This is a genomic window from Marinifilum sp. N1E240 (genome assembly GCF_009295825.1).
Taxonomy (GTDB): Bacteria; Bacteroidota; Bacteroidia; order Bacteroidales; family Marinifilaceae; genus Marinifilum_A; species Marinifilum_A sediminis.
Genome location: NZ_WHKF01000003.1, coordinates 144,394 through 158,598, shown reverse-complemented (window position 1 = coordinate 158,598; position 14,205 = coordinate 144,394). Strand labels below are relative to the sequence as shown.

At 34.3% G+C, this 14,205-nt stretch carries 13 protein-coding genes; 5 read left to right on the top strand and 8 right to left on the bottom strand.

The features are described 5' to 3' along the window. Window positions 1–9: 9 nt before the first annotated feature. From GCQ56_RS09680 to GCQ56_RS09660, 5 genes are all read right to left on the bottom strand, one after another. Window positions 10–1,047 (bottom strand): permease, encoded by a 1,038-nt coding sequence (locus GCQ56_RS09680; RefSeq protein ID WP_152734270.1) that lies wholly within the window; start codon window positions 1,045–1,047, stop codon window positions 10–12. 16 nt (window positions 1,048–1,063) lie between these two features. Next, window positions 1,064–1,768 carry an aromatic aminobenezylarsenical efflux permease ArsG family transporter gene (locus GCQ56_RS09675; protein ID WP_152734269.1) on the bottom strand — a complete coding sequence of 235 codons (705 nt, stop codon included), beginning with the start codon at window positions 1,766–1,768 and terminating at the stop codon, window positions 1,064–1,066. Between the two features lie 7 nt (window positions 1,769–1,775). Continuing rightward, entirely contained in the window at window positions 1,776–2,243 is a 468-nt protein-coding gene (locus tag GCQ56_RS09670) for a nitrophenyl compound nitroreductase subunit ArsF family protein (protein ID WP_152734268.1), read from the bottom strand. Between the two features lie 11 nt (window positions 2,244–2,254). Beyond that, entirely contained in the window at window positions 2,255–2,491 is a 237-nt protein-coding gene (locus tag GCQ56_RS09665; RefSeq protein WP_152734267.1) for a thioredoxin family protein, read from the bottom strand. Between the two features lie 75 nt (window positions 2,492–2,566). Next, complete coding sequence (locus tag GCQ56_RS09660; RefSeq protein ID WP_152734266.1) at window positions 2,567–2,872, bottom strand: helix-turn-helix transcriptional regulator; 306 nt, start codon at window positions 2,870–2,872, stop codon at window positions 2,567–2,569. Window positions 2,873–3,241: 369 nt separating this feature from the next. Between GCQ56_RS09660 and GCQ56_RS09655 the strand changes: the two genes are divergently transcribed. Next, window positions 3,242–5,854, top strand: coding sequence for a chemotaxis protein CheB (locus tag GCQ56_RS09655; RefSeq protein WP_152734265.1), 2,613 nt, complete (start codon window positions 3,242–3,244; stop codon window positions 5,852–5,854). Between the two features lie 44 nt (window positions 5,855–5,898). Next, on the top strand, window positions 5,899–7,602 hold the full coding sequence (locus tag GCQ56_RS09650) for a PAS domain-containing hybrid sensor histidine kinase/response regulator (protein ID WP_152734264.1): 1,704 nt from the start codon (window positions 5,899–5,901) through the stop codon (window positions 7,600–7,602). 33 nt (window positions 7,603–7,635) lie between these two features. Here GCQ56_RS09650 and GCQ56_RS09645 read toward each other — a convergent pair whose 3' ends face one another. From GCQ56_RS09645 to pheT, 3 genes are all read right to left on the bottom strand, one after another. Continuing rightward, window positions 7,636–8,304: a PrsW family glutamic-type intramembrane protease gene (locus GCQ56_RS09645; RefSeq protein ID WP_152734263.1), complete on the bottom strand. Its 669-nt coding sequence runs from the start codon at window positions 8,302–8,304 to the stop codon at window positions 7,636–7,638. Window positions 8,305–8,408: 104 nt separating this feature from the next. Next, window positions 8,409–8,942: a DUF4395 domain-containing protein gene (locus GCQ56_RS09640; protein ID WP_152734262.1), complete on the bottom strand. Its 534-nt coding sequence runs from the start codon at window positions 8,940–8,942 to the stop codon at window positions 8,409–8,411. Between the two features lie 313 nt (window positions 8,943–9,255). Next, window positions 9,256–11,706 (bottom strand): phenylalanine--tRNA ligase subunit beta, encoded by a 2,451-nt coding sequence (gene pheT, locus GCQ56_RS09635; RefSeq protein WP_152734261.1) that lies wholly within the window; start codon window positions 11,704–11,706, stop codon window positions 9,256–9,258. 219 nt (window positions 11,707–11,925) lie between these two features. Between pheT and surE the strand changes: the two genes are divergently transcribed. From surE to lpxB, 3 genes are all read left to right on the top strand, one after another. Continuing rightward, on the top strand, window positions 11,926–12,699 hold the full coding sequence (gene surE, locus GCQ56_RS09630; RefSeq protein WP_152734260.1) for a 5'/3'-nucleotidase SurE: 774 nt from the start codon (window positions 11,926–11,928) through the stop codon (window positions 12,697–12,699). Continuing rightward, window positions 12,683–12,982 carry a hypothetical protein gene (locus tag GCQ56_RS09625; RefSeq protein WP_152734259.1) on the top strand — a complete coding sequence of 100 codons (300 nt, stop codon included), beginning with the start codon at window positions 12,683–12,685 and terminating at the stop codon, window positions 12,980–12,982. The genes surE and GCQ56_RS09625 overlap by 17 nt, the downstream gene beginning before the upstream one ends. A gap of 91 nt (window positions 12,983–13,073) precedes the next feature. Further along, window positions 13,074–14,204, top strand: a complete 1,131-nt coding sequence (gene lpxB, locus GCQ56_RS09620; protein ID WP_152734258.1) for a lipid-A-disaccharide synthase — start codon at window positions 13,074–13,076, stop codon at window positions 14,202–14,204. The last annotated feature ends 1 nt before the right edge of the window (window position 14,205 follow it).

The window sequence follows — 14,205 nt, the reverse complement described above, 5'->3', positions numbered from 1 at the left end:
CATATCTATTTAATAGATAAAGTTAAAAATAAATCCGACTAGTAAAATTCCAGATGCTACAATTCCGACAAATGCCAATATCAAAGGCATTTTTAAAACTTTTTTAAGAATGATTACTTCAGGTAGGGATAAACCTATTACTGACATCATAAATGCTAATGCAGTTCCCAAAGATGCTCCCTTTTCTATCAGAACACTTACAATTGGGATAATTCCCGCAGCATTAGAATACATTGGTATTCCAATAATAATAGATAAAGGCACCGAATACCAGGCAGATTTTCCCATAAGTGTTGCCATAAAATCTTCGGGAACATAACCATGAGCTCCTGCACCAATAGCTACACCAATAACTATATACAACCAGATTTTTCCAACAATTTCTTTAACCGAATCTACGCCCGATTTAATTCTTTCAGAAAATGGAATTTTGGTTTCATCACCTTCTACTTGTCCTGTTTTAACTTGAAAAACCCATTCTTGAACATATTTTTCGAGCTTTAAAACTCCTATAAGCCAACCAGCGATAATGGCAATTAATAATCCCGTAAGGGTGTAAATAATAGCTGTTTTCCAGCCAAATAATCCTACCAGCATAATTAATGCAATCTCGTTTACCATTGGGGCAGCAATCAGGAAACTAAAAGTAACACCTAATGGCACACCAGCTTCAACAAACCCTAAAAATAAAGGAATTGCAGAACAGGAACAGAATGGTGTTAGAACTCCTAATAAGGCAGCTGATACATTTCCAAAGAAAGTTGACTTACCTGCTAAGGCTTTTCTTGTTTTCTCAGGAGAAAAATAGCTTCGAATTATTCCAACTCCGAAAATAATTAGAATTAGTAGGAGCAAAACTTTTGGGACTTCGAAAATAAAGAACCTAAGAGTTTCTGTAAGGTGAGCTTCTTTTGGCATAGAGAATATTCCATCAATTATAAAATCTGAAATATTCTGTAAGTTGATATATAAAATGTACCAAACTGGTAATAACAACAGAATCCATATCAGCTGTTTGTTATTTGTCAGTTGAATTGATTTGATCATTTTTTTTCGAATCTATTTATTGAATGAAAAATATGTAAGTAAAATATAAGCCTGCAAGAATAAAAATGACAGCAGCGATTTTTCTAAACCAGTACTCGAAACTTTTTACTTTATTGTAAAAATTACCTACTCCCGAAAGGGTAAAAGCTAATAAATAAGCTATGATAATTACAGGCAATCCTGTTGCAATTGCAAAAACAATGGGTAGTATTAATCCATCAGTTTGTGAAATTGTGAGTGGAATTAGCATGCCGAAATAAAGTACGCCGCTATATGGACAAAAAGCCAGTGCGAATATCATCCCCATAAGTAAGGCACCCCAATATTTACCACGGATTTTCTCTCCGTTTAATTTCTCCGTTAAATTTCCAACTCCTGGGAAATTGATCGAAATTAAATCCAGCATGAATATTCCAATAATAATCAATAATGGACCTAGCAATCTTTCTCCGTAAGTGTGAAAGAAACTGGAAATATCGAATTTACTGGCTCCAAAAAATAGAATTGTTCCTACAGCAGTGTAGCTAATTGCTCTACCCAAAGTATAAATCAAACCATTGAAGAAAATTCTTCTTTTATTGCCTAAATTCTTACTGATATATGCTGTTGCAGTAATATTCGTAGCCAATGGACAAGGACTAATGGCAGTCATTAAACCTAGTAGGAAAGCTGAAAATATTGGAAAATTGCTTTGCGCAAGTAATTGATCTAAGTAATCCATTTACAATCTATTGAAGTTCTGCTTTAATTACAGTTTGTAATTTCTCCACGTAAGCAGGAGTGTCGTTTATTGCATTACGAAATGCGAAAGTTGTTAGGTCCTCAATATCTCCAGATTTAGCACTTTTAATGTAAAGACCAGAACTACTTGCTTGGAACTTCTTTGCTAATTCTTTGTTTTCTTCCAAATCGAAATTAATATCGTAGAATTTTACATTTAGGCTTTCTGCAACTTCTTTTGCTTTGCCACCAACAGCTTTACAGGTTTTGCATCTTCTGTCGCCATGGAAATAGTAAATGCCCGCCTCAGTTTGGTTTGAAGCCAATTTGGTTTCTGATGTTTTCTCACATTTTGTACAATCACTTTTGCACGTAGTTGATTGTTCTGCTTTTGCCGTTTCTTTTTTTGTATTTGATTGGCAAGCTCCAAAGCTTAATCCTAAAGCGAGAATGCTTAATGTTATAATGTGTTTCATTGTTTGGGGTTTTATGCGTTTTGAATAATCTCTTTAATTTCTGATACAGAAGGTACTTTGCCGCTAAAAACAACTTTTTCGTTGATTACCAAGGCAGGAGTAGACATTACACCATAAGATAAAATTTTAACCATATCATCAATTTTCTCAACATTAGCCTCTATTGCCAATTCGCCAATAGCTTTGTTTGTTGCTTCAGCTAATGTGTTGCATTTTTTGCATCCCGGACCTAATACTTTAATTTCCATATTATTTCTTGTTTGAGTTAATAGTATTGTATTAATGATTTGATAAAGTGAGAATTGTATTCTCCTTTCATCTATCTACTTTTGTTTAAAAAAGTTGTTGAACAGTTGTTGAGCTTGTGCCCAGTTCTCCTTATTTAAGCAATATTTGATTTTTGGAGGATTAATTTCTCCTTGAATCAAACCTGAGTTTTTTAATTCTTTAAGATGTTGCGATAGGGTAGAACGTGCGATTGGTACTTCTGCAGCCAAATCGCCACTGTAACAACAAGATTGTTTCGACAAGATATCGCAAATGTATACCCTTACCGGGTGCGACAGTGCTTTGGCAAATCTTGCCATCTGTTTCTCATCAACGGAATAAAACTCTTTAACTTCTTCCATATGTTTCGTATTTCGTAAAACTACGAAACAAAGGTAAGGGGAATTTTTTTAAAAGCGAATCTTAGCCGTGAAAAAAAGAGTTTGGGAATTGAGTTTTTTGTTGGAAATTCAATTATTATGTCTGTTTTGAGTGTTAAGTAAATTAAAATTGTTTAAAAGAATATGTTGATAGTATCCTATAGTATTTTTTTCTTTAGTTAAGATACAGTTCGTATAAGTATTTAAGTGTTATTTTTTATATAAGTCTCATTTTGTAGTCAATAATTTCTCAATTTGCTTAATTCTAAAGAATTATTTCAATAATTGGTTAATGGATTACACAAAAATTGATTGTAACTTTGATTATGATTTTTTAATTAAACTTTTATAATGAAGAGTAAAAAACTTGTGCAAATAGATAACGTCGGGAAAAATAAGATGATGAAATCTAATCAGTTAGAGTTTCCGATTGTTGGAATTGGAGCTTCGGCCGGAGGATTGGAAGCATTAGAACAGTTTTTTACCAATACTCCTTCAGATAATGGTATGGCATTTATTGTAATTCAGCATCTTGATCCAAATCAGCCAGGGATTATGCCTGAACTATTACAACGAATTACCAAAATGAAGGTCACTCAGGCTAGTGACCATCTTAAGGTTAAACCTAATTGTGTTTACGTGATACCACCTAATAAAAGCCTTTCTATACTAAATGGTTACCTGCATTTGTTTGATTCTATTGAATCTCGAGGATTACGGTTGCCTGTTGATATCTTTTTTAAATCATTGGCTGATGATAGACAAGAAAAAAGTATAGGAATAATATTATCTGGCATGGGGACTGATGGTAGCTTGGGATTAAAAGCATTAAAGGAAAAAAAAGGGATCACTTTAGTACAAGATCCTATTGATGCAAAATTTGATGGAATGCCGCGAAGTGCAATGGAGGCTGTTAATGTTGATATTGTGGCTAGTGCTAAGGAATTGCCTGTTAAACTTATAAATTTTATAAATTATAATTCATCTGTAAAAACAGATAAAGTTATAGATAGGAAAACAAAAAGTGATCTCGATAAAATAATTATTTTGTTACGGGAGCAAACCGGTCATGACTTCTCGCAGTATAAGAAAAATACTTTATTTCGCCGAATCGAGAGACGGAAAGGAATTCATCAGTTGACAAAAATACATAGCTATGTTCGCTTTTTGCAAGAAAACCCTAAAGAGATAGATCTTCTTTTTAAAGAGCTGTTAATAGGTGTTACCGGATTTTTCCGTGATACTACAGTATGGGAAAAACTGAAACAAAGTATTCTTCTAGATTTGTTCGATGATCTGCCTGATGGGCACGTGATGCGTGCCTGGATACCGGGATGTTCAACAGGAGAAGAAGCATATTCTCTGGCTATCCTTTTTAAAGAAGTGATGGGAAGGCTGAAAAATCCTAAAAATTTAACTTTACAAATATTTGCTACAGACATAGATAATGATGCCATAGAGAAAGCTAGAAAAGGACTATTTGCCTCTAATATTTCAAACGATGTAAATCCTGAACGACTGAGTAGGTATTTCACAGTAGAAGGAGATGGATACAAGATAAATAATACAATACGCGAAATGGTTGTTTTTGCTCCGCAAAATGTAATTAAAGACCCGCCGTTTACAAAACTAGACTTTATTTCGTGTCGTAATATGCTTATTTATATGGAGCCCGAATTGCAAAAAAAGCTGTTGCTTCTATTTAATTATAGTCTCAACCTTGGTGGAATTATGCTTTTAGGGAATTCGGAAACTCTTGGTAATATTAAGCATGGCTTTAAAGAACTTGATCCGAAACTTAAAATTTATAAATGTTTATCAAATACAAGCACAACAGAACTTTCAGATTTTCCAAGTTCTTTTTATTATAATAAAACCCAAAGTGCGTCGAAAAATAGACCTGTTAAGATTAACGAAAATATTCAAACCATAACCTATAATATATTACTTCAGCGCTTTACACCTGTTAGTGTACTTGTAAATGAAGATGGTGATATTATCTATATTACCGGTAGAACAGGAAAATATCTTGAACCAGTTGCAGGGAAAGCCAACTGGAATATTTATGCGATGGCACGTGAAGGATTACGAAACGAGTTACCTTCTGCTTTTCGAAAAGCTCAACAAGACTATAAAGAAGTAAATTTAAAGAATGTAAAAATTGAAACAGGTGGAGATCCTTTATTTGTTGATGTAATCATACAGCGTATTGAAGCTCCTGAATCGGTAAGGGGAATGATTATTTTAGTTTTTAATGATGTGATACCAGTGGCTGAAACTAAGAGTTCGAAATTAAAGTCCGGAAAACCAACTTCAAATTCGAAACAAAAAGAGGTTGAGCTGGAATTGCAGCGAACTTTTGAAGAACTACAAAGTACCCGTGAAGAAATGCAAACATCGCAAGAAGAATTAAAATCGACAAACGAAGAGCTTCAGTCAACAAACGAAGAACTTCAGTCAACTAACGAAGAGCTTACCACTTCGAAAGAAGAGATGCAGAGTTTAAACGAAGAACTTCAAACTGTTAATATTGAACTACAAAGCAAAGTGAACGATTTTGTGCAGGCTAATAACGATATGATAAACCTGCTTAATAGTACAGAAATTGCTACTCTTTTTCTAGATAAAGAATTGAATATTCGACGTTTTACCGATCCGATGACTGATATATTTAAACTTAGAAATACTGACATTGGTCGTCCTTTTACCGATTTAGTTACCGATTTACAATATCCTGATATTGATACTCATGCCCGTAAGGTTCTTAAAACACTTGTCTCAATCGAAAAAGCAATTACCACGATTAGTGGAAAGTGGTATAATGTTCGCATAATGCCGTATAGAACAATTGATGATCGTATTGATGGTTTGGTAATTACTTTTAATGATATTACTACATATAAAAAGTTAGAATTTGAACTTAAAGAAGCCAATGTGGCTTTAAGCAAAAATTTAAATAATTAAGTATAGTAATCGTGATCAGTTAATGTTTATAATAATATGTTATTATGAAAAAATCAAATCAAAAATCAGGATCTGAAAAACTTCGTGAAAAAGCAGAAGGCTTGCTGAAACAAAAACGATTTGAAGCCAAAGGACAACTTTCGGAAGCTGATAGGTTAAAACTGATACATGAATTGCAGGTACATCAAGTAGAATTGGAATTGCAGAACGAAGAGTTATTATTAGCAAAAGAACATGCAGAACAAGCTTCTGAAAAATTCTTCGAATTGTATGACTTTGCCCCAGTAGGTTATTTTACACTAACAAGAAATGGTAAAATAGTTGAACTGAATTTTGAGGGGGCAAATTTGCTCGGGAAGGAGCGTTTATTCTTGCAAAATTGTCGTTTTGATTTATTTGTATCCGATAGCTCAAAAGTTGTTTTTAATAATTTTATCGAAAAAATATTTATTAGTTTAACTACAGAAAGCTGTGAAGTAAACTTATCAGTCAATGGTGATTTGAAAACTTATGTTTATCTTTCGGGGGTTGTAAAAGAAAATAATTGCTTTATAGCAGCAACCGATATAAGTCGTAGAAAAAAACTTGAGATGGAGTTATTACAGGCAAAAGAACGTGCGGAAGAAAGCGACAATCTTAAAACAGCCTTTTTACAAAACATGAGCCATGAGATTCGGACCCCAATGAATGCTATAAAAGGCTTTTCTGGATTATTGGTTGAAAACCACTCAGATGAAGTTAGACTCAAAAGATTTACTAAAATAATTGATCAGCGATGTGATGATTTGCTTGATATTATTAATGATATTCTGGATATTGCTAAAATTGAATCGGGTGAATTAACTGTAAATTTGGAAGAATTCGACCTTCTTGATTTATTTAATGAAATTAATTCGCAATTTAAAAACTATCAGTTGCAATATGATAAACAGCATATTCAGTTTCGTATGAAGTATAATAATGATTTGTTAGGAAAACTAATTATAACAGATAAAATTAAGTTGAAACAGATTTTTGTTAACCTTATCACTAATGCCTTTAAATTTACAGATACCGGGACTATAGAATTCGGTTATGAACAAGTAGGTGATGATAAACTTATGTTTTATGTATCTGATACAGGTATTGGTATTCCTAGGGATAAACAAAATGTTGTATTTGATCGTTTCATGCAATTGGAATATGTTGTAAATAGATCTATTGGAGGTACGGGATTGGGTTTGTCAATTGTTAAAGGTTTAGTAAATTTGGTAGGTGGTGAAATATTCCTGGAATCAGAATTAGACAAGGGCAGTAAATTCTCTTTTACCTTTCCATCTAAATTAATGAATTCCTTGCCAAAATCAATTAAGGTAATTAATGAAACAGAATCGTACTTATTTAAGGACAAAACCATTTTAATCGTTGAAGATGATTTTTATAATATGGAATATGTTAAAGAAGTACTTTTAAATACAGGTGCTAATTTAATATTTGCAGAAACAGGTCAAAAAGCTGTCCAAATTGTATCCACTAAATTTGTCGATTTGGTACTAATGGACATCCAACTGCCAGATATGGATGGTTACCAAGCCTCTCGTGAAATAAGACAATTTAAACCTAAATTGAAAATTATTGCCCAAACTGCATATGCTTCGAGTTATGATCAAATGAAAGCATTGAATGAAGGTTTGGACGACTATATTAGTAAGCCTATTAAAAGAGATTTATTGTTATCTATGATTAATGAACACCTCTGGAATCAATAAAAGAAATATATTTTTTTGTAATTCTTTACTGCTTTACCTGAATATGGAATTCGACTCAAGTTTATTCATTTTCACATTGGTTTTATACATCAGGTATAGCAAGAATGGGAAAAATAGAATCAATACCCAGTTGATTTGAACCATCAAAATAAAATCATAAATACCATGAATCAAAAATGGGATGAAGAATGCCAATGGAAACAATAGTGTACGTCCTTTAGTGGAGAATTTAGCCAAGCCTAGATAATAGCCCATCATAATTCCAAACATAGCATGCGCTGGAACTGCAGTAAACGCTCTTGCAATTCCAGTACTCATTCCGTTAGAAAAGACGTACATGATGTTTTCAACTAGTGCAAATCCCAGAGAAACAAAAACGGCATAAACAATACCATCAAATTGTTCGTTAAAGTTCGGGTTTCTCCATATCAGAATGTAAACTGCCAGGAGTTTAAATGCTTCTTCGCAAAGTGCAGCTACTAAAAATGCGTTACCAAAAGCATATCCAATTTTCCCGTTAAAGAATTCAGGTAGTAGGGATGAAACCGCTTGCTCAGCAAATATAACAGGTATGGTAATAATCATTCCTGCAACCAGACCTTTTACTAAAAGAGGAATCGGCTCTTTTTCATACTTGTCGCGATAATAAATGTAGAATAGTATTATGAATATTGGAGCTACTGAAATCAGAAGAAGGTTCATGTTTTTTATTTTAGGCTGAAACGAAAGATCTCAAATTTAGAAAAAGCCAACTCTTTTGAAGTTGACTCTTGAATTATTGTAAGTAATTGGTATTTAAAGTTGCTTTATACTTCGCAAGAATTCCCCATGCAGTTTGGTTTTATTTCTGGTTGTTTTACCAGTTTTAAGCGCATGCCTAAATAGTATACCTGACAACCAATGCAAATGCCAAATGCGGTTTCGATAAACATTAATAGCATACAGATAAGACAAATCATGCATACTGGCTCAAATAAAGTTGCATCAGTCTGCAGCTGAATAGACATGAAGAATGCTAATGCAGATAATCCAAGTCCCAAGCTCCAGGCAAATCGTTTTTGAATTGCACCAATGTATATAGGCTCTTGTTTAATAACGATAAGACGAGCAAGAAGATTCGCCGGTGCAAATTTCGGATTGATAAATATTGCAATTGTAAAGTTGAGCATTATGAATCCTGATACGTAGGGAATAGGTTCGTATTTCTTGAAAAATACAGCAGCTATTAGTGTTACCAAAATGGTAAAGAACAGTAAGCCTGCTGTCGCACGCACTTCTCTTTCATTTAAAACCTTATAGCTAATTCCATTTTTGTACTCTCCAAAACTCAATATTGACATCTTTTTGCATTTAAATTAAAAATCGGAGTGCAAAGTAGTAAAAATACCTTTTGGTATTTTATTGGAATGGTTAAGCAAATGTTAAAGGGGAGGGCAAGTTCTGATTCTAAGCTCCAAACTCCAAACTCTCAAAAAACAAGTTCCAAGAATCAAGTTTCAATTATATAGTGTAGAGTATACTTTGCCCTGGGATATATCCCGGAGATTGGAATGATCTCATTTATCACAGAGATTGGATGTTGTTTTTTTAAAATGGAGATAAAAAAAAGCCGACTCCTTAAGGAATCGGCTCTCAATTAATATCTAACTACAATTAACGAAGCTCAGCTCCCAATTGTTTTTCGTAGCTTTTAATCAGCTTTTGCATGATCTTTTCAATCTGCTTATCGTTCAATGTTTTTTCAGTGTCCTGAAGAATGAAACTAACGGCGTAAGATTTTTTATCAGCACCTAGTTTTTCTCCTTCGTAAACGTCGAATAAAGAAACAGACTTTAATAGTTTCTTCTCGCAGTTGAAAGCGATTGTTTTAATCTCAGCAAAGGTAATCTTCTTGTCGATTAGTAATGCTAAGTCACGCTTCACAGCAGGATACTTTGGCAATTCGGTGTAAGTTACCTTATTCTTCATTGCTTCCTTAATTAGTAAAGCCCAATCGAAATCAGCGTAGTAAACAGGAGTGTCAACATCCATGTTTTTCAAAATATTACCGCTTACCATTCCAAACTCAACTAAAACTCTTTTCTTGATACCGTAGCTCAAACCTTCGGTAAACTGATCGTTTTCAGTTTCCTTAATTCTTAGTTTATCGATTTGGAATCCTAAACGTTTCAATACATTTTCAACAAATGCTTTCATGTGGAAGAAGTTAGTTGGCTCTTCTTTCAAATTCCAGTTTGCAGTGGTTTTGTTACCACACATGAACAATCCTAACTTCTCGCTTTCGAAATAGTTGTCAACCGGATTTTCATTCTCAGGATTTACAATGTGCTGATATGATTTACCGAATTCGTAGAATTTCAAATCAGCATTTCTACGGTTGATATTGTAAGCTACACACTCCAAACCACCAAATAGTAAACTTTGACGCATTGCGTTCAAATCGCCACTAAGTGGATTAAAAATGCGAACTGTATTTTCTAATTTCAAGCTCTCCAAACCTTCGTAGTAAGAAGCCTTGGTAAGTGAGTTGTTCATGATTTCTGCGAAACCAGCTCCAGTCAACATATCAGCAATAATGTTTCTCAACTTGTGCTCATCTGGTTTTGGTGCATAACTTAAGGTTGCATTCACTTTTGAAGGAACCTCAACATTGTTGAAACCATAAATACGAAGAACTTCTTCAACAATATCAGCCTCACGTTTTACATCAACACGGTAAGGAGGAACCAAAAGGTTTAAAGTATCACCATCTTCTTTTTCGATCTTGATTTCAAGAGCTTCCAAGATATTTTTGATGGTTTCTTTACCAATTTGCTTACCAATTAAGCTTTCGATACGCTCAACGCTTACCTCAACTTTAAAATCGGCAACAGGATTTGGATAGATATCTACAACTTCTGATGAAATTTCACCACCTGCGATCTCTTTGATTAAAAGAGCTGCACGCTTCATAGCATAAATGGTGTTGTTAGGATCTGTTCCACGTTCGAAACGGAATGATGCATCGGTATTTAATCCGTGGCGACGAGCAGTTTTACGAACAAATACTGAATCGAAATAAGCACTCTCCAGGAAGATGTCAGTTGTAGAATCGCTTACTCCTGATTCAATTCCACCAAATACACCTGCGATACACATAGGTGCTTCTTCGTTGCAAATCATCAAATCCTTCTCGTTCAATTCGCGCTCTACTTCATCTAAAGTAGTGAATTGGGTACCATTAGCTAAAGTTTTAATCAACACTTTGTTACCTGTTACTTTAGCGTAATCGAAAGCGTGTAATGGCTGCCCTGTTTCAAATAATACGTAGTTAGTAATATCCACGATATTGTTGATTGGATTTAATCCAATTGCTTTCAAACGATTTTGCAACCATTCTGGAGAATCAGCAACTTTAACACCACTGATACAAACACCTGAGTAACGGTGACAAGCTTCGTTGTTTTCGACCTTAACTTCGATAGGCAAGTTGGTATTCTCAACTTTGAAATCCTCAACCGAAGGCAATTTATAATCAATATCTTTTTGTTGCTTCAAGTAAGCTGCCATATCACGAGCCACACCAATGTGCGATGCTCCGTCGATACGGTTAGGAGTCAAATCGATTTCAATGGTCAAGTCATCTTCGATATTGAAATACTTAGCAGCAGGAGTTCCTACCACAGCATCTTCTGGAAGAACCATAATACCATCATGACCTTTTCCTAGTCCAATTTCGTCTTCAGCACAAATCATACCCATCGAAAGCTCACCTCTGATCTTCGATTTCTTAATGGTAAAGTTATCATCGCCATCGTACAATACTGTTCCAACTGTAGCAACTACTACTTTTTGTCCGGCAGCAACATTTGGTGCTCCACAAACAATAGGTAGAAGTTCTTCGCCGTTAACATCAACGCTAGTAATGCTTAAATGGTCTGAATTTGCATGTGGTACACAAGTTTTAACCTCGCCAATAACCAATCCTTCCAATCCACCTTTAATAGACTGAAACTTCTCGATTCCACCAACTTCTAATCCAATTTGAGTTAGAATCTCATCCATTTCTGCAGGAGAAAGATCAATGTCAATATAATCTTTCAGCCATTTGTACGATACCTTCATTTGTATGTATATTTTATCAGATAATTATCGAATTATATAGGGAAACAGAATTTGTTTGTATCCTGTTTACAAGCTTACAAAAGTAGAAATTTTAGGCTCAAGTACCAAAGATGATCTAAGGATAAAGTGGTTAAGTTTTTACTTAATTTAATTCTGTAAGATTGGAATTGCTTATTGCCCCAAATTCGGATATATTTGTACAATTATCAAAATAAAAATATGAGCGATAAACCAATTATACTTGTTACCAACGATGATGGATTAAACGCCAAGGGAATTAAGGCTTTGGTTCAGATTGTTAAAGGTTTCGGCGATATTTATGTTGTTGCACCAAACCGTGCCAATTCAGGAAAATCGAATTCTATTACTGTAGAAATTCCTATTCGAATTAAAAAGGTTCGTGATGAAGAGAATCTGCACATTTATTCTTGTAAAGGAACACCTGTTGATTGTGTGAAATTGGCTTTGAATAAGATTTTACCTCGAACGCCTGATTTTTTGGTTTCGGGGATCAATCATGGTGCAAATACTTCGGTTAGTGTTTTGTATTCGGGAACTATGGGTGCAACTATCGAAGGTTGTCTGAATGGAATTCCATCCATTGGTTATTCATTGAATGATTTTAATGCAGATGCAGATTTTTCGGAAAGTATAAAATACGGACGTAAGATATTTGCGAACCTGGTAACAAAAGGATTGGCAAAAGACATTTGCTTGAATGTTAATTTTCCTAAAGGGGAGATTAAAGGAATTCGCGTTTGTCGTCAGGCGGATGGGCGTTGGAAAGAGGAATTTGATCACAGGCAAGATCCTTTCGGAGGTGATTATTATTGGTTGACTGGCTATTTTAAAAATGCAGAACCAAATGCTGAAGAGACCGACGAATGGGCAATTCAGAATGGATATGCATCGCTTGTTCCTACACAAATAGATATGACAGCTCATCAGTTAATGCAAGATCTTAAAGCCTGGGATTATGAAGTCGAAGATTAATTCAGTTGCATTAGGAACAGTGATAGGAATTATAGTTCCAATCTTATCTATTCTTTTGGCATATTTGGTGAAATTCCAAGGTGAAATGACTCTTTATGAATTCTATGATAGTTTGTTTGTTCATAAGATTTATACCAAAGTGATGTCTCTTGGTGTTTATTTTGGGAATATTGTTTTCTTTTTCCTTTTTATAAAAACAGATCTATTAAAGGCTGCAAGAGGAGTGTTATTGGCTACAATTCTCTACACTTTTGCAATTATGTTATTCCGTGTTGGAATGTAAATAAAATAGATAGGAGATAAATGAAGTAAGATCGGAGAAGAATAAATTGTGTTTCTCAAATCTCAAGTCTCCAAACTCAAGTCTCAAGAAAATGAAATATTATATCATAGCGGGTGAAGCATCAGGAGATCTACATGCCTCCAACTTAATGAAAGAATTAAATCTTCAGGATAAAGAAGCTCAATTTAGATTCTGGGGAGGAGATTTAATGTTGGCTCAAGGAGGGGAGTTGGTGAAGCATTATCGCGAAACTGCTTTTATGGGTTTTGTAACAGTATTGAAAAATCTGGGAAAGATTCGAGCAAATTTCAGCTTATGCGAGAAAGATCTTTTAGAATACAAACCTGATGTGCTGATATTGGTGGATTATCCTGGTTTCAATTTACGTATGGCTAAGTTTGCCAAGCACCATGGAATTCGTGTTCATTACTATATTTCACCAAAAATATGGGCTTGGAAAGAGGGAAGAGTTAAAAAGATTAAAGCATATGTAGATAGGATGTTTACCATTTTTCCTTTTGAAACTGAGTTTTACAAGAAGCACAATTACGAAGTAAGTTTTGGAGGAAATCCATTATTGGATGCAATAGAAAATCGACCGAATAAAGATGAATCATTTGAGAATTTTATTCAAAAGAACGCTTTGTCTGAAAAGCCAATAGTAGCTTTGCTTGCAGGAAGTCGAAAGCAGGAAATTGAACGAATATTACCAGTAATGCTAGATGCAGTTACTGATTTTGCAGATTATCAATTCGTTGTGGCAGCAGCTCCATCTATTACAAAAGAATTTTATGCTCAAGTTGTTGGTAATAAAAATGTAAAATTTGTTTATGGACAAACTTATGATTTATTACAACAATCAAGAGCCGCACTGGTAACTTCGGGAACAGCTACGCTTGAAACAGCATTACTTCATATTCCTCAGGTTGTTTGTTACCTTACAGGAGGTGGAAAATTACTTTTTGCCATTGGGAAACGATTGTTGAAAGTCAAGTATATTTCATTGGTAAACCTGGTTATGGACAAGCTTATTGTGAAAGAACTAATCCAGCAATTCTGCAATAAAAAAGCCATTTCTGAGGAGCTTAAAAATATTATAACCGAAGGAGAATACAGGACAGAGATGTTGAATAATTATCAGGCACTTCATGAAAAATTAGGTGGTGCAGGCGCATCAGTTCGTTTTGCAAAGATGATTGTTGAAGATTTGAAAATCCAATAAA

Coding starts and splice junctions, on each gene's coding strand:
- GCQ56_RS09680 (WP_152734270.1), bottom strand. CDS start 1,047: ATGATCAAATCAATTCAACTGACAAATAACAAACAGCTGATATGGATT.
- GCQ56_RS09675 (WP_152734269.1), bottom strand. CDS start 1,768: ATGGATTACTTAGATCAATTACTTGCGCAAAGCAATTTTCCAATATTT.
- GCQ56_RS09670 (WP_152734268.1), bottom strand. CDS start 2,243: ATGAAACACATTATAACATTAAGCATTCTCGCTTTAGGATTAAGCTTT.
- GCQ56_RS09665 (WP_152734267.1), bottom strand. CDS start 2,491: ATGGAAATTAAAGTATTAGGTCCGGGATGCAAAAAATGCAACACATTA.
- GCQ56_RS09660 (WP_152734266.1), bottom strand. CDS start 2,872: ATGGAAGAAGTTAAAGAGTTTTATTCCGTTGATGAGAAACAGATGGCA.
- GCQ56_RS09655 (WP_152734265.1), top strand. CDS start 3,242: ATGAAGAGTAAAAAACTTGTGCAAATAGATAACGTCGGGAAAAATAAG.
- GCQ56_RS09650 (WP_152734264.1), top strand. CDS start 5,899: ATGAAAAAATCAAATCAAAAATCAGGATCTGAAAAACTTCGTGAAAAA.
- GCQ56_RS09645 (WP_152734263.1), bottom strand. CDS start 8,304: ATGAACCTTCTTCTGATTTCAGTAGCTCCAATATTCATAATACTATTC.
- GCQ56_RS09640 (WP_152734262.1), bottom strand. CDS start 8,942: ATGTCAATATTGAGTTTTGGAGAGTACAAAAATGGAATTAGCTATAAG.
- pheT (WP_152734261.1), bottom strand. CDS start 11,706: ATGAAGGTATCGTACAAATGGCTGAAAGATTATATTGACATTGATCTT.
- surE (WP_152734260.1), top strand. CDS start 11,926: ATGAGCGATAAACCAATTATACTTGTTACCAACGATGATGGATTAAAC.
- GCQ56_RS09625 (WP_152734259.1), top strand. CDS start 12,683: ATGAAGTCGAAGATTAATTCAGTTGCATTAGGAACAGTGATAGGAATT.
- lpxB (WP_152734258.1), top strand. CDS start 13,074: ATGAAATATTATATCATAGCGGGTGAAGCATCAGGAGATCTACATGCC.